17 protein-coding genes are annotated in these 19,263 nt (G+C 39.5%); all 17 read left to right on the top strand.

Annotation, left to right across the window (positions count from 1 at the left end; translation table 11 throughout):
• Positions 1-336: 336 nt before the first annotated feature.
• The 17 genes from JNUCC23_RS08005 (at position 337) to spoVM (ending at position 18,915) form a co-directional block, all read left to right on the top strand.
• Positions 337-3,015, top strand: coding sequence for a calcium-translocating P-type ATPase, SERCA-type (locus JNUCC23_RS08005; RefSeq protein ID WP_062181327.1), 2,679 nt, complete (start codon positions 337-339; stop codon positions 3,013-3,015).
• A 492-nt stretch (positions 3,016-3,507) separates the two neighbouring features.
• Complete coding sequence (locus JNUCC23_RS08010; RefSeq protein WP_403073244.1) at positions 3,508-4,383, top strand: YicC/YloC family endoribonuclease; 876 nt, start codon at positions 3,508-3,510, stop codon at positions 4,381-4,383.
• 53 nt (positions 4,384-4,436) lie between these two features.
• Positions 4,437-4,700, top strand: coding sequence for an extracellular matrix/biofilm regulator RemA (remA, locus tag JNUCC23_RS08015; RefSeq protein ID WP_049680722.1), 264 nt, complete (start codon positions 4,437-4,439; stop codon positions 4,698-4,700).
• A gap of 9 nt (positions 4,701-4,709) precedes the next feature.
• Positions 4,710-5,324, top strand: coding sequence for a guanylate kinase (gene gmk, locus JNUCC23_RS08020; RefSeq protein ID WP_062181323.1), 615 nt, complete (start codon positions 4,710-4,712; stop codon positions 5,322-5,324).
• Between the two features lie 3 nt (positions 5,325-5,327).
• Positions 5,328-5,534 (top strand): DNA-directed RNA polymerase subunit omega, encoded by a 207-nt coding sequence (gene rpoZ / locus JNUCC23_RS08025; RefSeq protein ID WP_062181321.1) that lies wholly within the window; start codon positions 5,328-5,330, stop codon positions 5,532-5,534.
• A 559-nt stretch (positions 5,535-6,093) separates the two neighbouring features.
• The gene (coaBC, locus tag JNUCC23_RS08030) at positions 6,094-7,302 is read left to right on the top strand and encodes a bifunctional phosphopantothenoylcysteine decarboxylase/phosphopantothenate--cysteine ligase CoaBC (protein ID WP_454215147.1); all 1,209 of its coding nucleotides are present in this window, start codon (positions 6,094-6,096) and stop codon (positions 7,300-7,302) included.
• A gap of 6 nt (positions 7,303-7,308) precedes the next feature.
• Complete coding sequence (priA, locus tag JNUCC23_RS08035) at positions 7,309-9,720, top strand: primosomal protein N' (RefSeq protein ID WP_403073250.1); 2,412 nt, start codon at positions 7,309-7,311, stop codon at positions 9,718-9,720.
• A gap of 38 nt (positions 9,721-9,758) precedes the next feature.
• A complete protein-coding gene (gene def, locus JNUCC23_RS08040; protein ID WP_062181313.1) occupies positions 9,759-10,241 on the top strand; it encodes a peptide deformylase in 483 nt (160 codons plus the stop codon).
• Positions 10,241-11,188 (top strand): methionyl-tRNA formyltransferase, encoded by a 948-nt coding sequence (gene fmt, locus JNUCC23_RS08045; protein WP_403073253.1) that lies wholly within the window; start codon positions 10,241-10,243, stop codon positions 11,186-11,188. Before def ends, fmt begins: the two co-directional genes overlap by 1 nt.
• 1 nt (position 11,189) lies before the next feature.
• A complete protein-coding gene (gene rsmB, locus JNUCC23_RS08050; RefSeq protein ID WP_454215150.1) occupies positions 11,190-12,539 on the top strand; it encodes a 16S rRNA (cytosine(967)-C(5))-methyltransferase RsmB in 1,350 nt (449 codons plus the stop codon).
• Positions 12,539-13,633, top strand: a complete 1,095-nt coding sequence (gene rlmN, locus JNUCC23_RS08055) for a 23S rRNA (adenine(2503)-C(2))-methyltransferase RlmN (RefSeq protein ID WP_049680730.1) — start codon at positions 12,539-12,541, stop codon at positions 13,631-13,633. The genes rsmB and rlmN overlap by 1 nt, the downstream gene beginning before the upstream one ends.
• Before the next feature lie 9 nt (positions 13,634-13,642).
• Entirely contained in the window at positions 13,643-14,395 is a 753-nt protein-coding gene (locus JNUCC23_RS08060) for a Stp1/IreP family PP2C-type Ser/Thr phosphatase (protein ID WP_062181303.1), read from the top strand.
• Positions 14,396-14,400: 5 nt separating this feature from the next.
• Positions 14,401-16,398, top strand: a complete 1,998-nt coding sequence (gene pknB, locus JNUCC23_RS08065; protein ID WP_454215153.1) for a Stk1 family PASTA domain-containing Ser/Thr kinase — start codon at positions 14,401-14,403, stop codon at positions 16,396-16,398.
• 23 nt (positions 16,399-16,421) lie between these two features.
• Positions 16,422-17,303, top strand: coding sequence for a ribosome small subunit-dependent GTPase A (gene rsgA / locus JNUCC23_RS08070; RefSeq protein ID WP_403073261.1), 882 nt, complete (start codon positions 16,422-16,424; stop codon positions 17,301-17,303).
• A 3-nt stretch (positions 17,304-17,306) separates the two neighbouring features.
• Positions 17,307-17,951 carry a ribulose-phosphate 3-epimerase gene (gene rpe, locus JNUCC23_RS08075; protein WP_062181285.1) on the top strand — a complete coding sequence of 215 codons (645 nt, stop codon included), beginning with the start codon at positions 17,307-17,309 and terminating at the stop codon, positions 17,949-17,951.
• A gap of 108 nt (positions 17,952-18,059) precedes the next feature.
• Positions 18,060-18,713 (top strand): thiamine diphosphokinase, encoded by a 654-nt coding sequence (locus JNUCC23_RS08080; protein ID WP_403073264.1) that lies wholly within the window; start codon positions 18,060-18,062, stop codon positions 18,711-18,713.
• Positions 18,714-18,834: 121 nt separating this feature from the next.
• Positions 18,835-18,915, top strand: a complete 81-nt coding sequence (gene spoVM / locus JNUCC23_RS08085) for a stage V sporulation protein SpoVM (protein ID WP_062181279.1) — start codon at positions 18,835-18,837, stop codon at positions 18,913-18,915.
• Positions 18,916-19,263: the final 348 nt, after the last annotated feature.

Genomic DNA, 19,263 nt, shown 5'->3' on the forward strand with positions numbered 1-19,263 from the left:
GTATATACTTCCTTTATTTTAATTTTTTTTACCTGTCTTAAAAGGGTCTGACCTCGCACTAATCCGCAATATACAAGGCTATTACACTAGATGTAATCTATGTACAATAATTGCGGGGTCAGACCCATTCGTTATGGGTATCTACCTACTTTTCGTAATTATAGCATGTTTTAGGACGAGTCTGAATAAACATGGATTAAGACAAGTTTAAGGAGAAATTATTCAAAGCTTAAAAGATAGCTGAAGTTGGTTACAGCAAGAAGCTGGAAAGTAAAATTAATCTACATTGTCTGGGCAGGGTTGGATTCATTCTATGTGGAGGATGTGTGATATGTAATGAAGTTCAGGGAAATGGATACGCAACAAATAGAGATGGCCTTAGAAACAAGCGTCCGGCTTGGATTGGAAGAGGCAGAGGTGAATAAAAGGCAGCAATTGAAGGGCTATAATGAACTTCAAGAAGGAGAAAAGCAGTCAGCTATCCTGTTATTCTTTGCACAGTTTAAGGATTTTATGGTTATCGTTCTACTTGCTGCGACCTTAATCTCAGGGATTCTTGGAGAATACATCGATGCTATCGCGATCATTGCCATCATTTTAGTGAATGGTTTTTTAGGATTTTTTCAGGAGCGGAAAGCAGAGAAATCTCTTGAAGCATTAAAGCAGATGGCTGCACCACAAGTACAAGTGCTTAGAAATAGTGAATGGAAAAGGGTACCATCCCGAGAAGTTGTCGTAGGTGACATTTTGAAGTTTACGAGTGGCGACAGGATAGGTGCCGATTTAAGAATTATAGAATCAGCATCTTTAGAAATTGAGGAATCCGCGCTTACTGGAGAATCTGTTCCTGTAGCAAAGCTGAGTGAAGCAATTCAATATGAAGTTGAAAGTATCGGTGACGAGGCTAACTATGCATTTATGGGAACGATGGTGACACGAGGAAGTGGAACAGGGGTAGTCATTGCAAAGGGAATGGAAACGGCAATGGGGAAAATAGCCGACTTACTCCAATCCGCAGAAACGCAGATCACACCGTTGCAGCGCAGACTGGAGCAGTTAGGTAAAATCCTTATTTTCACCGCACTTTTATTAACTTTTGTGGTTGTGGTGACAGGGATATTACAGGGGAATGATCTTTATACGATGTTCTTGTCGGGGGTTTCCCTTGCGGTAGCTGCGATACCAGAAGGTTTGCCCGCAATTGTTACGGTTGCATTGTCACTTGGTGTGCAGCGAATGATTCGAAAGAATGCGATTGTCAGAAAACTACCTGCCGTTGAAACTTTAGGGTGTGCTTCGGTCATTTGCTCCGACAAAACAGGAACGATGACGCAAAATAAAATGACGGTTACTCATCTTTGGAGCGGTGGTAAAACATGGAATGTATCAGGAACTGGGTATCAGCCTGATGGCGAATTCTATGATGGAGAGAAGAAAGTAGTTCCAAAATCAGACAAATCACTGCACCAGGTGCTTACATTTGGGCTCCTTTGTAATCATGCCAATTTGGTAGTAAAAGATAGTAAGTATGTAGTAGATGGAGATCCAACAGAAGGCGCCTTGCTTGTAAGTGCTATGAAAGCAGGATTAACCCGTGAATCGATCATGAACAATTTTACGATTGTGAAGGAATTTCCATTTGACTCAACAAGAAAGATGATGAGCGTCGTTGTTAAAGACGAGAATGGCAAGCAATTTGTTGTAGTAAAAGGAGCTCCTGATGTACTGATCTCTCGTTGTGATTCGATTCTATGGTCACAGAAATCACAATTCCTTTCGAAAGAAAATATCCAACATGTACAAGAAGCGATTAATGATTTGGCAAGTCAAGCATTGCGGACCATTGCGATTGGCTTTAAGCCATTATCGCCAGGGACCATTCTGCTGGATGAAGCAGAAGCTGAAAGAAATTTAGTCTTTATCGGTTTACAAGGTATGATAGATCCTCCAAGACCTGAAGTTGGGCTTGCAGTTAAAGAAAGTAGAGAAGCAGGGATAAAAACGGTAATGATTACAGGTGACCATGCACAAACGGCAAAAGCCATTGCCAGTCAATTAGGAATTTTACGAGGAAAAGAAAAGGTGATTGAAGGGAAGCAGTTGGCAGAAATGTCAACGGGCGATCTAGAAGATGTTGTTGAAGATGTGGCTGTGTTCGCTCGTGTATCACCTGAAGATAAGTTGAAGATTGTCAAAGCATTTCAGAATAAAGGGCATATTGTGGCAATGACTGGTGATGGTGTAAATGATGCACCAGCCATTAAAACCGCAGATATTGGGATTGCCATGGGGATTACCGGAACCGATGTAGCAAAAGAAGCTTCATCTTTGATTCTGCTTGACGATAATTTTGCTTCCATTAAAGCTGCAATTGCTGAAGGGCGAAATATATATGAAAACATCCGAAAATTCATTAGGTACTTGCTTGCTTCCAACGTTGGCGAAATAATGGTTATGTTTTTTGCAATGCTAATGGCATTGCCGCTACCTCTTGTCCCAATCCAAATTCTTTGGGTAAACCTTGTAACAGATGGGTTGCCGGCTATGGCTTTAGGGCTGGACAAAGCAGAGGGGGATTTAATGAAACGCAAGCCACGCCATCCAAATGAAGGCGTTTTTGCAAGGGGCTTAGGGTGGAAAATTATTTCACGCGGGATTCTAATCGGGCTAGCAACATTAATTGCTTTCATTGTGGTGTATAAAAATAATCCAGACAACCTCGTTTATGCACAAACGATTGCTTTTGCAACATTAGTTTTGGCGCAGTTAATTCATGTATTTGATTGCCGTAGTGAAAAATCTATTTTTTCGAGGAATCCCTTTGGTAATAAATATTTGATTGGTGCAGTAATCTCATCACTACTGCTATTGCTCGTTGTAATCTATTATCCGCCGTTTCAACCGATTTTTCATACAGTGCCGATTGCTATGCGTGATTGGCTACTAGTAATAGGTATGGCATCAATTCCAACTTTTTTGCTTGCTGGAACGTTTTTAGTAAGAAAAACAAAGTAAAGGGAATCTTCCATCAGAGGACAGCTTCCTCTAGATAGTTAAGGCCTACACGATGTGAGTCACATAGACATAGACATGAGGCCATATTTTTTAGTCTGTGATCATTAATTCCGGGGTTTTCTAAACTGTTATTCTTCACAAACTACTCTTTGATCTGCTCATAAAAATTGAAGTGAATGGTATTACAGCCTGTTAAATGGGGGTGAACTATGATATAATTTTTAAGGTAGTAGAGATTGTCTCTATTACCTTTTTATTTGGGTAGATTATATGACGACATACCAAATTACATATACAGGTATAAGTGCGTGTTTAAAAAGGAGGATAAAAAGAGCCGAGAAGTTCGCAAGCTTTTTTACCGGACTTTTTTAACAACCTCTATTAAGTATGACTAATCTTATTTTGACGTATATATTGAACTGTTCAACATCGGCCACTGGTGGTTCCTTCGATTGTTTTCATCTATCATTTTGTTAAGTAGGAAGTGATGCTATGGTAGTTAGTATGACCGGTTATGGAAGAGGTAAAGCTGAACAAGATAAAATCAAGGTCACGGTAGAAATGAAGACCGTTAACCATCGTTTTTGTGAATTCGTGATTCGCCTACCTCGTCAGCTTCTAGTCCTTGAAGACAAATTAAAGAAAAAAGCGAATGAATACATAAGAAGAGGTCGTGCAGAAATATTCATCACCGTTGAGGGTGAAGGACTTGTTTCTAAAAAACTTAAGTTAGATTGGGAGCTGTCCGATCAATTTTTTTCATTGATGGACAAAGTGAAAGAAAAATATCAACTGGAAACATCTGTAACCCTTCATGATGTACTTCAACTGGAAGAGCTATTGTCTGTCGAAGAGGAACCTACCGAAAATAAGGATATGGAGCAAGTCCTCTTTGACGCTTTTATGGAAGCACTTGAAAAGCTTAAGGAAATGAGGCTTCGGGAAGGGGTAGAGCTGTATAATGATTTGCAGGGTCAACTCGAAAAATTTCAAGTTGTCGTTGCGGAATTAAAGCAGTATGCACCTTCTGTTGGTGATCAGTATCGAGAACGTCTTGCCCAAAAGCTGACTGATTTTACAAATGGGCTTGTGGAAGAAAGTAGACTCTTGACTGAAGTCGCCGTTTTTGCTGATAAAGCCGATGTTACTGAAGAATTAACTAGGCTTGAAAGTCATAAACTTCAATTTTTAGATACACTTGAGCACACAGAACCTATCGGGCGAAAACTTGACTTTCTAGTGCAGGAAATGAATCGCGAAGTAAATACGATAGGTTCGAAGGCAAATGATTCAATAATAACAAAGAATGTAGTCGAAATGAAAAGTTTACTTGAAAAAATGAAAGAACAAGTTCAAAATATCGAGTAGTCTGTTTATGTTCTTTTGATTGAGGCGACACTAGATATGGATGGGGGACGAAAATGTCTATTAAGCTCATAAATATTGGTTTTGGAAATATTGTTTCGGCCAATCGTATTGTATCAATCGTGAGTCCAGAATCGGCTCCGATCAAACGAATCATCCAAGATGCACGTGATCGCAGTTCATTAATAGATGCAACTTACGGTAGAAGAACGAGGGCGGTAATCATTACAGACAGCGATCATGTCATTTTATCCGCCGTCCAGCCTGAAACGGTTGCAGCCCGTCTTCATGACCGGGATGAAAGTGTAGAAGAGGGGTAATGGAGTACTATGAGAGAAAAGGGTTTATTAATTGTTTTATCTGGTCCATCCGGAGTTGGAAAGGGAACAGTAAGGAAAGAAATATTTTCACAACCTAATACGGCATTCGAATATTCGATATCCATGACCACTCGTCTTCCGCGGGAAGGGGAAGTCGATGGGCTTGATTACTTTTTTAAGAGTCGCGAAGAATTTGAAATTCTGATTGAACAAGGCAAACTACTGGAATACGCAGAGTTTGTTGGTAATTATTATGGAACGCCAGTTGATTATGTTCGTGAAACACTGGATTCTGGTAAAGATGTATTTTTGGAAATTGAAGTGCAAGGAGCTCGTCAAGTAAGAGAAAAATTCCCTGAAGGGTTATTTATTTTCCTTGCCCCGCCAAGTCTTTCAGAGTTGGAGAACAGAATCGTTAACCGTGGAACAGAATCAGAAGAACTAATTCGTCAACGAATGCTTGCTGCAAAAGCAGAAATTGAATTAATGGATTTATACGATTATGTTGTTGAAAATGACCATGTTGTTCATGCCTGTCAGCGAATCAATGCAATTGTGGTTGCTGAGCATTGCAGACGAGAACGCGTATCTACCCGTTATAAAAAAATGCTGGAGGTTAAATAAATTATGTTATATCCATCTATCGATTCATTATTGCTGAAAATTGATTCTAAATACTCACTTGTATCTGTTGCAGCTAAACGTGCAAGACAAATGCAAATTAAAAATGACTGCAAAATCGAAAAGCCTGTGTCTTATAAATCAGTAGGTCGTGCTCTAGAAGAAATTCATTCAGGTAATTTAACGTATGATAACCAATATGAAGAAAAGTAAGTATTAATTGTACGAAAGCAAAAACAGCTTTTGGCTGGACAGTAACTATTGACAGACAAGGGTCAGACTTTCTAAAGAACAATAGCAGATGAAGCTATTGATTGGGAAGTCCGGCCCTTTCTTGCATTTTTATTCAATTTAAGCAGTCCGTCATTAGTCAAGTAATGTATAACGCATAAGAAAACTTCTTTTGTATCATTTTGACTTATGTATGATTTTTAGTCACTATAGTGAACACATAAGGTATGACCCGTTATGGTGTTCAGCCTAAAATCAAGATGCTTGCGCTTTTTATCCCGCATTACCAGGCAGTAAAATCCCCACCTCAAGGCTTAGAGGAATCAAGGAACGTAGGGTGGGAGATAACTGCCCGTAAAAGCCTGATAGATGAACCAATCGGGTTCGTAGAGTCGCTTTATCGTAGCAGAGCGGAGATATTAGCGACACTAGAACGAGACTAACAATCGGTGGGGAATGAAGAAAATCCTCACTGATTGAAGTTTCACTTTATGTTATCCTTCATAATAAGAAAAAAGAACGTGTGTTGGGGGGAAAGTGTATGCTTACTAATAAAAAGATTCTTCTTTGTGTAACTGGTGGGATTGCGGTTTTCAAGGCTGCTGCATTAACGAGTAAACTAACTCAGGCTGGTGCACAAGTGAAGGTGATGATGAGTGAATCAGCGGGGAAATTTGTGACTCCGCTAACGTTCCAAGCCTTATCAAGGCATGATGTATATATAGATACATTTGATGAAAAAAATTCAGCAGTGATTGCCCATATTGATTTGGCTGATTGGGCGGACGTGATCTTAATTGCACCAGCGACAGCTAATATAATTGGAAAGATGGCAAATGGAATTGCTGATGATATGATTTCAACGACATTACTCGCAACCATTGCTCCTGTTTGGGTTGCTCCGGCGATGAATGTTCACATGTATGCTCATCCAGCTGTTCAGCAAAACATGGCAACTTTGAAAAGCTTTGGTTATTCATTTATTGAGCCTTCTGAGGGGTACTTAGCTTGTGGCTATACAGGAAAAGGGCGTTTAGAGGAACCTGAAACGATTGTGGAACAGCTTTCTGCCTTTTTTTCAAACAAAACGAAAGAACTGTCTTTGAGCGGGAAAAAAATCGTCATAACAGCAGGGCCTACCAGGGAACATATTGACCCTGTACGTTATCTTTCTAATCGATCTACTGGCAAAATGGGTTATGCTCTTGCTGAACAAGCCCTTGCTTTAGGTGCGGAGGTTGTATTGATCACAGGACCTGTTTCATTATTGCCCCCTGCCAAAGCGGAAACTGTGCAAGTTGAGACTGCATCGGAAATGTATGACCAAGTGATGAAAGTGTATGAAGGGGCGGACGTGGTCATAAAATCAGCCGCCGTTAGTGACTATACACCTAAATTCGCTCATTCGAAAAAAATGAAGAAACAACCAGGGGAAAGTGCCCTTGAACTAGAACGAACGAAAGATATTTTGCTAGAGCTTGGTAAGAAAAAAACAACGCAAATACTGGTAGGTTTTGCAGCAGAAACAGACAACCTAAAAGAGTATGCGGTAGGAAAACTGCACAAAAAGAACGCTGATATGATTGTTGCTAATAATGTAACAACCGAGGGAGCGGGGTTTGGCCATGATACAAACATTGTCACTCTATTTAAGAAAGACGGTACAAATCTTGAACTTCCTTTGATGAGTAAAACTGAAACCGCTAAAGCAGTCTTGCTGGAAGTTGTGGAGATGTTGAAAAAGGAATGATGATACATGAACATTGCGACAGTCATTGTTGACGTCCCTGCGAAACAAACCGACCGTGAATTCGATTATACGATTCCAGATAAATGGCTTCATATTATCCAGCCTGGTATGCGAGTCATTATTCCGTTTGGTCCAAGAATGGTTCAAGGGTTTGTGACTGGTTTGAAAGATAAAAGCGAATGGAAAAAACTTCGGTCTATTAAAGAACCGATGGATATCGATCCTGTTTTAAATGATGAGCTCTTAGCATTAGGAGATTGGTTAACAGAAGAGACACTATGCTATAAGATTTCTGCTCTTCAGGCGATGCTTCCGTCAGCTATGAAAGCAAAATACGAGAAAATTATTAAAGTAAATGAACAAAAAAGAAATCAGGTTCATCCGGATATTTTACAAATGATGGGGAATAAAGATGCTCTTTCCTGGAAGGAGGTCATTGACGGTGATAAAGCCTCCCTTTTCCAAAAAGAGGTCCAAAAAGGTCATCTAGAAGTTCTATATTATGTAAAAAACCGAAATAATAAAAAAACGATGCGAATGATAGTACCTGCACTAAACATGGAAGATTTAATTAAGGCCAAGCAATCACTTCCTACAAGCGCAAAGAAGCAGCATGATATTTTGGCTTATTTCGTTGCAACGCCAAAAAAGGTCTTGCTTAAAGAATTATTAGATATCACACATGCATCTAATGGTACAGCGAAGTCACTCATCGATAAAGGGATTTTATTGGAAACAAATGAGGAAGTATATCGTGATCCGTATGAAAATCGAACATTTGAAAAGAAACCGTTCTTTGAGCTAACCGATGAACAAGCAATCGCGATTGCCCCTATTAAAGAATCGATTAAGAATAATTGTCATGACGTTTTTTTACTGTATGGCGTTACAGGTAGTGGTAAGACAGAAATTTATTTGCAAGCGATTGATGATGTGATAAAAAAGGGCGGCGAGGCAATCATGCTCGTTCCAGAAATTTCATTAACTCCACAAACAGTCAAACGATTTAAAGAGCGATTTGGTGAACAAGTTGCTGTGATGCATAGTGGCTTATCGATCGGTGAGAAATACGATGAATGGCGAAAAATTCACCGTAAAGAAGTAAAAGTCGTAGTCGGTGCTCGTTCTGCCGTATTCGCTCCGTTTGAAAATCTGGGAATTATTATTATCGATGAAGAGCATGAATCCAGTTATAAACAAGAAGAAACCGTTCGATATCATGCAAGAGATGTGGCGATACAACGAGCAAAATCACATAACTGTTCTGTCATTCTTGGCAGCGCGACTCCGACACTTGAATCATTTGCAAGAGCGCAGAAAAACGTGTACAAGCTCCTTACCTTAAGCAAGCGAATGAATGACCATGCACTTCCTGCGGTAGAAATTGTTGATATGCGAGAAGAATTACGTAACGGCAACAGATCAATGTTTTCTGAATTATTGTTTACGAAGCTTCAAGATCGCTTAGAAAAAAAACAACAAACCGTTTTGATGCTAAATAAAAGAGGACACTCTTCTTTCGTGATGTGTAGAAGTTGTGGGTATGTATCAAATTGTCCAAACTGTGAAATTTCACTTACATATCATCGATCGAATCATTCGTTAAAATGCCATTATTGCGGGCATGAGGAAGCGATGTTAGCTGAATGTCCAGAATGTGGAAGTGAACATATTCGTTTCTTTGGTACAGGTACCCAGAAAGTTGAAGAGGAATTGACGAAAATATTGCCGGAAGCTAGAGTGATTCGAATGGATGTAGATACAACTACTAGGAAAGGGTCGCATGAGCGTCTGCTTCAAGCATTTGGGGAAGGGAAGGCAGATATCCTTCTTGGTACACAAATGATTGCAAAAGGACTAGATTTTCCGAATATCACCTTAGTCGGTGTTTTGTCAGCAGATACGATGCTACATCTGCCGGATTTTCGTTCCTCAGAAAAGACCTTTCAATTGTTAACCCAAGTGTCAGGGCGAGCGGGCCGCCATGAATTGACAGGAGAAGTTGTCATTCAAACGTATTCACCGGAGCATTACAGCATTGAGTTATCAGGACAGCAGGATTATAACACCTTTTATCAAAGAGAGATGACGATAAGAAGGAGCAATCACTATCCGCCTTATTATTATATCGCCCTCGTTACGGTTTCTCACGAAGACTTAATGACCGCTGTTTCAGTTACTGAAAAGATTTCAGGTTTCATGAGAAATGGATTAAGCCCAGGTGCAATGATTCTCGGACCATCAGCATCACCAATTAGTCGGATTAACAATAGATATCGCTACCAATGTCTGATAAAATACAAACGGGAACCAAACCTTCATCAATGCTTTAAAACAATTAATGACCATTATCAGCAGGAACTCGCACAACAACATTTACAAATATCGATTGATTTAAATCCTCAAATGATGATGTAAAAATCAACCGTGTTTTTCTATAGGAGGAATTACAAGTTTTGGCTATTTTACCGATTGTTTTGTATCCAAATGAAATATTAGAAAAAGAATGTGAAAAAGTAACAGATTTTGATAAAAAGTTGGCTAAGCTGTTAACAAACATGTATGATACGATGATCGAAGCGGATGGGGTAGGACTAGCGGCTCCGCAAATTGGTTTAAAGAAACAAATTGCCGTTGTTGATATCGATGATCATCATGGAACAATTGAAATGATTAATCCGGTTGTTTTAGAGACCGACGGAAAACAGGTCGGTCCTGAAGGGTGTTTAAGTTTTCCAGATTTATACGGAGAAGTTGAACGTCCATATAAAGTGAAGATCAGAGCCCAAAATCGTAAAGGTGGTTTTTACGAATTAGAAGCTGAGGACTTTCTTGCTCGTGCAATCCTACATGAAATCGACCATTTACACGGCGTGCTTTTTACAACTAAAGTTAGTCGATATCTAACAGAAGAGGAATTGGAAGAGGAGGAAGCATAATGACGAAAAAAATTGTTTTTATGGGAACACCAGATTTTTCCGTTCCTGTGCTGCAACGCGTAATTAAAGAAGGCTATAATGTAATTGCTGTCGTTACACAGCCAGACCGGCCAGTGGGACGAAAAAGAGTACTGACTCCTCCACCTGTAAAGATCGAAGCAGTGAAACAAGGAATCCCTGTATATCAACCTGAAAAAATCCGCAATGAAGCGGAATTAGCAGAAATCCTTGCCTTAAAACCGGATTTAATTATTACAGCTGCCTTTGGTCAAATTCTTCCGAATAAGTTGTTAGAAGCTCCAGAATATGGCTGTATCAATGTACATGCTTCGCTTTTACCAGAACTGCGAGGTGGAGCACCTATCCATTATTCCATTTTACAAGGAAAAGAAAAAACCGGAATTACCATTATGTACATGGCGGAGAAACTAGATGCCGGAGATATCTTGACACAAGCAGAAGTTAAGATCGAAGAAGAAGATAATGTTGGTACATTACACGAAAAATTAAGCCAAATTGGATCTGATTTGCTTGCTGAAACGATACCTAAGCTTTTCAATCGAGAAATCACGCCTGTTAAGCAAAATGATGCCAAAGCAACATTTGCCCCTAATATTAAACGAGAACAGGAAAAGATTGACTGGGACAAAAGCGGTGAAGACATATATAATCATGTTCGCGGATTAAATCCTTGGCCAGTTGCTTATACACTATTAAAGGGTGAAACACTCAAAGTATGGACTACAAAAAAAATACAGCTCTCGTCCCCTGTACAGCCAGGTGTTGTGATAGATGTTCTTGAAGAAGGATTTGTTGTTGGTACCGGAAACACGACGGCTGTTTTAATTCTTGAGCTTCAGCCTGCAGGCAAGAAAAAAATGTTGGCGAAAGATTATTTACGCGGAGCGGGCTCTTTTATTAAAGTGGGCTTAAAGATTGGAGAATGAAATGAAACAAACGAAAAAGGGTGTAAGGGATATTGCGCTTGATGTCCTCGAATCCGTTGAAAAGAATCAAGCATATAGCAACCTGCTACTAAACTCAATGATTAACAAACATCAATTATCATCGGCTGACAGCGGTTTGCTCACAGAAATCACATACGGAACGATTCAAAGGAAAATGACGCTCGATTACTATTTGCAGCCTTTTATCAAAAATGAAAAAAAGACGCTTTCCTGGGTAATCAACTTGCTACGTTTATCGGTTTATCAAATGGTTTATCTTGATAAGGTACCCGATCATGCGATTATTTATGAAGCGGTTGAAATTGCAAAAAAACGGGGACATAAAGGCATTACATCTATGGTGAATGGGATTCTACGGAATGTACAGAGAAAAGGTCTCCGGTCACTAGAAGATATTGAAGATAACGCCGAGCGACTTGCCATTGAGACGAGTCATCCGACCTGGCTCGTAAAGAGATGGATTGAACAATTCGGATTTGAAAAAACAGCTAATATGTGTGAAACAAATTTAACGGCCCCTGTACAATCAGCAAGGGTGAATGTTAAGAAAATCTCTAGAAGTGAATTGGTTAGTACGCTGACGGAAGAAGGCTATGATGTAGAAAAAAGCCCGATACTTGATGAAGCAATTTATTGCTTAAAAGGGAATCTTGCACATTCAGAAAGCTATAAAATGGGCTTTCTCTCTATTCAAGATGAAAGTTCTATGCTCGTTGCTCATGCATTGGATGCCACTGGAAATGATATCGTTCTCGATTGTTGTGCAGCTCCAGGTGGAAAATCGACACATATTGCAGAAGGGTTGACTACCGGGCAAGTAGTGGCGATTGATCTTCATGAGCACAAAGTCAAACTAATTAAAGATCAAGCCCAGCGGTTAGGATTAAGAAATATTAAAACCGAAGTATCTGATAGTAGAAAAGTTCAAGAATTATTTAATAAAGAAGGTTTTGACAAAGTTCTAGTAGATGCTCCTTGTTCCGGTTTAGGTGTAATGCGCCGAAAACCGGATGTGAAGTATACGAAAACAAAAGATGATATAATAAAACTTTCTAGTATCCAAAATCAACTTTTAGAAGCAGCTGCACCGCTTGTGAAGAAGGGCGGTAACCTCATTTATAGTACATGTACAGTCGATCAAGAAGAGAATGATACTGTAGCTAATCATTTTTTGGAAAAACATCCGGACTTTGAGCGAGATTTGACGTTAAAAGACAGAATGCCAGAAAGCGTGCAGCCGCTTGTCAACGATTATAAATTGCAAGTATTTCCACAGGATTTCGGCAGTGATGGATTTTTCATTGCTAGTTTTAGAAAGAAGGTGCTGTAATGGCAGAAACGGTAACAACAAGAAGAAAAACAGTAACGAAACCAGAAAAGCCATCTATTTATTCATTGGAGCTTAACGAATTAAAACAATGGTTAACAGAAAATGGGGAAAAAGCTTTCCGTGCGGAGCAACTTTTTGAATGGTTGTATAAAAAGCGTATAACAAGCTTTGAAGATATGTCTAATTTATCAAAAGAACTACGTGGAAAACTCGATGCTAGCTTTACGATTACAACGTTGAAGACGCTTGTTCAACAAACTTCCATTGACGGAAATACGATGAAGTTCTTATTTGAATTGCATGACGGTTACTCGATTGAAACTGTGCTTATGCGCCATGAATATGGGAATTCTGTTTGTGTAACAACTCAAGTTGGTTGCCGTATCGGCTGTACGTTCTGTGCCTCTACACTTGGTGGCTTAAAAAGAAATTTAGAAGCAGGAGAAATTGTTGCTCAAGTCGTAAAAGTACAACAAGCCCTTGATGAAATGGATCAACGAGTAAGTTCAGTCGTTATTATGGGAATCGGCGAACCATTTGATAACTATGATGAAATGATGAGCTTTTTGAAAAATATCAATCATGAAAGAGGATTGAACATCGGGGCTCGCCATATTACAGTTTCAACAAGTGGGATTATTCCAAAAATCTATAAATTTGCTGATGAAGAATTGCAAATTAATTTTGCTTTATCCTTACATGCGCCAAATTCCGAGCTGAGAAGTAAATTAATGCCAATCAACCGTGCTTATAAATTACCGGATCTTATTGAAGCGATCAAATACTATACCGAAAAAACGGGCAGAAGGGTTAGTTTTGAATACGGCTTATTCGGCGGTGAAAACGACCAAGTTGAGCATGCTGAAGAATTGGCAGATTTAATTAAAGGAATAAAGTGCCATGTAAACTTGATTCCAGTAAACTATGTGCCAGAACGCAACTATGTTAGAACACCTCGTGAGCAGATTTTTGAATTCGAAAAAACGTTAAAGAAACGAGGCGTCAATGTCACGATTCGTAGAGAACAGGGTCATGATATCGATGCAGCTTGCGGCCAGCTTCGTGCTAAGGAGCGCAAAGAAGAGACGAGGTGACAGAAGTCTATGAATGACATCTTTTTAACAAATCAGGGGAAAGTCCGCCAACATAATGAAGATAATGGCGGAATCTTTCTTAATCCCCATGGAGTTCGCCTTGCCATTGTAGCCGATGGCATGGGCGGGCACCGTGCTGGTGATGTAGCAAGTCAAATGACCGTTGAATTTTTGCAAAAACGTTGGGAAGAAGAATCAGGTCCGATGTTTTCACCAAATGAAGCGGAATCATGGCTTCAGCGGGAAATAAAGGAAATCAATCGTCTTTTGTTCATATATTCTGAGGAAAATTCAGAATGTCAGGGAATGGGTACTACAATTGTAGCTGCCATTTGCACGAATAAATTTTCAACGATTGCTAATATTGGCGACAGCCGCTGTTATTTGTACAATGAATCAGGTTTTAAACAAGTGACTGAAGACCATTCTTTAGTAAATGAGCTCGTACGAAGCGGTCAAATTTCAAAGGAAGATGCTGAGAATCATCCTCGTAAAAATGTCTTACTTCGTGCTCTAGGAACTGAAATCAATGTTGAGATGGACATTTTCACGATTATATGTGAAGAAGCCGATGTACTTTTACTGTGCTCTGATGGCTTATCGAATAAAATTAGTGAACAAGAAATGATCACCATCATTACGAATCAAGATGATTTAGATAAAAAAGCCAATTCTTTCATTACAATGGCGAATGAATATGGCGGAGAAGATAATATCACCCTTGCCCTACTTCGATTTTTTGATAATAGTGAGAGTAGGTGAGCCTTATGTTAATTGGTAAAAGAATTAACGGCCGTTATAAGTTATTGGAAATGGTCGGCGGCGGTGGGATGGCCAATGTATATTTGGCTCAGGATATGATTCTTGAACGCGAAGTAGCGCTTAAGATTCTCCGTATGGATTTCAATAATGATGAAGAATTTATCAAGCGTTTCAATCGTGAGGCCCAATCTGCAACAAGTCTTACTCACCCGAACATCGTCAGCATTTATGACGTTGGAGAAGATGGTGATATTTATTATATTGTTATGGAATATGTGAAAGGCCTAACCCTTAAACAATACATACAAAAGTTTTATCCGGTCCCGATTGAAAAAGCACTGGACATTCTTAAACAAATTACGTCTGCTATTTCTCAAGCGCATCATAACGGAATCATTCATCGAGATATTAAGCCACAAAATATCCTGATTGATGATCATGGGAATGTGAAGATTACTGATTTCGGTATTGCCCTTGCATTAAGCGCGACCAATATTACGCAAACGAATGCTGTACTTGGCTCCGTTCATTATCTGTCACCAGAACAGGCAAGAGGAGGCATGGCAAATAATAAATCGGATATTTATTCGCTTGGCATTGTCATGTTTGAACTATTGACAGGAAGACTGCCGTTTTCGGGGGAATCGGCTGTTTCAATTGCTCTGAAACATCTTCAATCAGAAACACCTTCTCCGAAACGTTGGAATCCTTCTATCCCGCAAAGTGTCGAAAATATTATTCTTAAGGCGACTGCCAAGGACTCTTATTATCGCTATGGAACTGTAGATGAAATGGAAGATGATATAAGGTCTGCACTGAATCCCGAACGCACGAATGAAACTCCGTTTGTGATCCCTGAGGATATGGACGCGACAAAGGTAATTCCAATTATTACAAGTGACGATATGACTGGGATAGATGAAACGATTATTCGTGGACCGGAGAAAAATACGGTGGTTTATCCAGAAGAAGAACTAGATGAACCACAAAAAGGGAACAAAAAAACTAAAAAGGTTAAGCAAAATAAACAGAAACGAAAAAAGTGGCCGCTGATCTTATTATTTACTTTCTTTTTATTGCTGGCTGTAACAGCTGGAGCGATATATGCTTATCCATATATTATGGGACCGAAAGATGTCACAATCCAAGATGTAAGTGGAGAAAAAGCAGATGATGCGATTGCGATTCTTGAAGAACAAGGCCTTGTTGTAACGAATCCTATCCTGTTAGACGACGAAGTAGTACCTGAAGGAAATGTCATTCGTATCGATCCACAAGAAGGGCAGATTGTAAAAGAAGGAAGAGAAATTAAAATGTTCGTAAGCAGCGGCAAAAAGAAGATTGTTATTGCCGACTATACAAACAGGATCTATGATGATATTCAATCGCTAATAGCTGGCCGTTTTAAGGATATAATCATCACCCAAGTTTTTGATGAAAGTGAACCAGGTACGATTGTCTCACAAAGTCCAGCATCCGAATTGGAGCTAATACCGTCTGATACTGTGCTTGAATTGACGGTAAGTAAAGGACCTGATTATATACCTTTAAAAAATCTTAAAGAATTCAATCAAACAGGGCTGGATGACTACGAGAGTGATGCAGAAATTACGATTAATGTAGTAAGAGAAGAATATAGTGATACAATTGGTGAAGGTCTTGTCATTTCTCAAGAACCCGCCCCTTTTACGAAAATAAAAAAAGGAAGCCAAGTCAATGTTGTGCTGTCGAAAGGAAAGGAAGAAATTCCTCCCAAACAAGTGAATGTAAACATTACAATACCGTATGAATCGGAAGAAGAAGGAAAACCGCAGGAAATTCAGATTTTCATTGAAGATATGAATCATAGTATGACAGAAACGTATGAACCACCATTCTTTATAACTTCTGAGGCGTATCGAACATTAGAATTCACCGTTCAGCATAATAAAAAAGCCGGATATAAAGTCGTCAGAGACGGTCAAGTGATTTTGGATGAAAAAGTGGAATATCCGAAAGAGTAATCAAACATCTAAGGAGTGAGTCTATGCCAGAAGGAAAGATCATTAAAGCACTGAGCGGTTTTTACTATGTGTTGGATGGGGAGGAAGTCATTCAGTGCCGTGGTCGAGGGGTTTTTCGGAAAAATAAAATCACCCCGTTAGTTGGTGATTCAGTCGTGTATCAAGCTGAGAATCCTACTGATGGATATGTCTTAGAAATTAAAGATCGCAAGAATGAACTAGTCAGACCTCCAATTGCCAATATAGATCAGGCGATTCTTGTTTTTTCTGCAGTGGAGCCAGATTTTAGTACAACCTTGCTAGACCGTTTTCTAGTCGCTATCGAGGATAATGAAATTGAGCCAATCATTATAATTAGCAAAATTGATCTTGTAGTGGAAGCTAAAAAAGCAAGCTTGGATCAATACATGAGAGATTATCAAGAGATTGGCTACACCGTTATTAAAACATCTAGTATTACAAGCGATGGGATTGAAGCGCTACTGCCGCAATTATCAGGAAAAACAAGCGTCTTTGCTGGTCAATCCGGCGTAGGGAAGTCTTCCTTGCTAAATACAATCAATCCAGAATTAGCGTTAGAGACAAATGATATATCCAGCCATTTAGGACGAGGGAAGCATACTACACGTCATGTAGAGCTTATTCATGTAGGTTCAGGTCTCGTTGCTGATACACCTGGTTTTAGTTCACTAGAATTTATGGACATTGAAGTAGACCGTTTAGCTTATTGTTTTCCAGAAATCTATCAAGCAGGTGAAAGATGTAAGTTCCGAGGTTGTTTACATGACAAAGAACCTAAATGTGCAGTAAAAGAAGGGGTAGCTCAAGGTGAAATCCCTAGCTACCGCCATAAACATTATCTTCAAATATTAGAGGAAATAAAAGATAGAAAGCCGAGGTATTAACAAATGGTTAAAATTGCACCATCGATTCTTTCTGCAAATTTTGCAAAGCTAGGTGAAGAGATTAAGGATGTCGAAAGAGGGGGAGCGGATTATATTCACGTTGACGTGATGGATGGCCATTTCGTTCCGAACATTACTATAGGTCCGCTAATTGTTGACGCAATCCGTCCGGTTACTGATTTACCATTAGACGTTCATTTAATGATTGAGGCCCCTGATCAATATGTGGAAGCATTTGCAAAAGCAGGAGCGGATTATATTACTGTTCATGTTGAGGCTTGTCCGCATCTTCACCGAACAATCCAATTAATCAAATCTTTTGGTGTGAAAGCAGGTGTCGTGCTTAATCCAGCTACACCGGTTTCATCGATAAAGCACATTATTGAAGACATCGATCTTGTTCTTCTGATGACGGTGAATCCCGGTTTTGGCGGACAGAAATTCATTCACGCAGTCCTGCCTAAGATTAGCGAAGTGAGAGAGATGGCCGATGCTTTGAATCCGGAACTTGAAATCGAAATCGACGGTGGAGTAAATGAAGAGACGGCGAAATTATGTGTTGAGCATGGTGCAACCGTTTTAGTAGCAGGATCAGCTATTTATAATGAAAGTGACCGAGCTTTAGCAATAAAAAAACTTCGCGGGTAATAATGAAAAACCGACTCCTTTAGCGGATGGATCGGAGAGGGGAATCCTTTTCGAATCTATTTTGAATAAGGGGCGGTTTTTTTATATTCTAAAATGGAGGTACAGCTAATGATAATTAGTATTGTAGCGGGTGGACCGGTAGCTTTACTCCCCGATTTGAACGTATATCGAGAGAAATCAAGCATATGGGTGGGGGTGGATCGAGGTGTCTACACGCTCATGCAACACGATATTGTCCCAGATGTAGCGTTCGGAGATTTTGATTCTGTTACAGAAGCAGAGCTTGCAGACATCAAGAAAACATTGAATCATCTGGAAATATATCCAGCGGAGAAAGATGAAACTGATTTAGAGATTGCCTTCAACTGGGCGCTTTCAAAACACCCAGAAGAAATCTATGTATTTGGTGCAACGGGGGGAAGAATGGATCATTTTATCGGAAATCTTCAACTCCTGCTAAAAAAACCACTCCTCGAGCAAAAAAATAATCTGAACATTTTTATCGTAGACAAGCAGAATCTAATATCGTTCAAAACACCTGGTACATATTCTCTGGAAGCTATGAATGATAAAAAGTATGTCTCTTTCCTACCTATTTCAACTGAAGTAAAAGGAATTACATTGGCAGGTTTTAAATATCCGTTGACCAATCATGTTCTGCCCCTTGGTTCAACCCAATGCATAAGCAATGAACTTATTTCGCAATGTGGGAATTTTTCATTCACTGATGGCATATTAATGGTGATAAGAAGCAGTGATTAATCATCACGCTTGGCAGGATAAACGGACGTATTTTATTTTACCGATATCTGCTAATGAAATGATAACAGGCAATTAGTGATGTTTCTGAATGTAAGAGCAGATGTATACGAGGAGGGGCATTATGAAATTTTATACAATTAAGCTACCAAAAGTCATAGGCGGCTTGGTAAGAGCGATGCTTGGAGCGTTCAAGAAAGGCTGAAGATATATATTTGATAACAAACACCCGGATTTTGGGTGTTTTTTTTGAGAAAAAACTAAAGTTCTTTATAATACGTGTTCAAAAAGAAGGACAAAAAGAGCCAAGAAGTTCTGCGAGCGCATCTCAAGAAACTTTCGCGTATGCAGTAACGTTTGGATCGGACTTGCACAGAAGGTCATTCATGTGCTTTGATGCAAGTCGCCAGCTTTTTTGCCAGTTTGTTATACATCCTCTTATAGCGGTGACTAGTGGATCTTATTGAATGGTACAATTCTGCTTGAGGAGAAAGCAGCGTTATGTATCCAATGGCAGGTTGGGACTTCTAGGCATTGTTGCCGATAAATTAAA

It is taken from the genome of Peribacillus sp. JNUCC 23, from assembly GCF_053653995.1.

Bases quoted from the DNA above. Each gene is read 5' to 3' on its own strand.
- JNUCC23_RS08005 (WP_062181327.1), top strand. From the start codon at position 337: ATGAAGTTCAGGGAAATGGATACGCAACAAATAGAGATGGCCTTAGAA.
- JNUCC23_RS08010 (WP_403073244.1), top strand. From the start codon at position 3,508: ATGGTAGTTAGTATGACCGGTTATGGAAGAGGTAAAGCTGAACAAGAT.
- remA (WP_049680722.1), top strand. From the start codon at position 4,437: ATGTCTATTAAGCTCATAAATATTGGTTTTGGAAATATTGTTTCGGCC.
- gmk (WP_062181323.1), top strand. From the start codon at position 4,710: ATGAGAGAAAAGGGTTTATTAATTGTTTTATCTGGTCCATCCGGAGTT.
- rpoZ (WP_062181321.1), top strand. From the start codon at position 5,328: ATGTTATATCCATCTATCGATTCATTATTGCTGAAAATTGATTCTAAA.
- coaBC (WP_454215147.1), top strand. From the start codon at position 6,094: ATGCTTACTAATAAAAAGATTCTTCTTTGTGTAACTGGTGGGATTGCG.
- priA (WP_403073250.1), top strand. From the start codon at position 7,309: ATGAACATTGCGACAGTCATTGTTGACGTCCCTGCGAAACAAACCGAC.
- fmt (WP_403073253.1), top strand. From the start codon at position 10,241: ATGACGAAAAAAATTGTTTTTATGGGAACACCAGATTTTTCCGTTCCT.
- rsmB (WP_454215150.1), top strand. From the start codon at position 11,190: ATGAAACAAACGAAAAAGGGTGTAAGGGATATTGCGCTTGATGTCCTC.
- rlmN (WP_049680730.1), top strand. From the start codon at position 12,539: ATGGCAGAAACGGTAACAACAAGAAGAAAAACAGTAACGAAACCAGAA.
- JNUCC23_RS08060 (WP_062181303.1), top strand. From the start codon at position 13,643: ATGAATGACATCTTTTTAACAAATCAGGGGAAAGTCCGCCAACATAAT.
- pknB (WP_454215153.1), top strand. From the start codon at position 14,401: ATGTTAATTGGTAAAAGAATTAACGGCCGTTATAAGTTATTGGAAATG.
- rsgA (WP_403073261.1), top strand. From the start codon at position 16,422: ATGCCAGAAGGAAAGATCATTAAAGCACTGAGCGGTTTTTACTATGTG.
- rpe (WP_062181285.1), top strand. From the start codon at position 17,307: ATGGTTAAAATTGCACCATCGATTCTTTCTGCAAATTTTGCAAAGCTA.
- JNUCC23_RS08080 (WP_403073264.1), top strand. From the start codon at position 18,060: ATGATAATTAGTATTGTAGCGGGTGGACCGGTAGCTTTACTCCCCGAT.
- spoVM (WP_062181279.1), top strand. From the start codon at position 18,835: ATGAAATTTTATACAATTAAGCTACCAAAAGTCATAGGCGGCTTGGTA.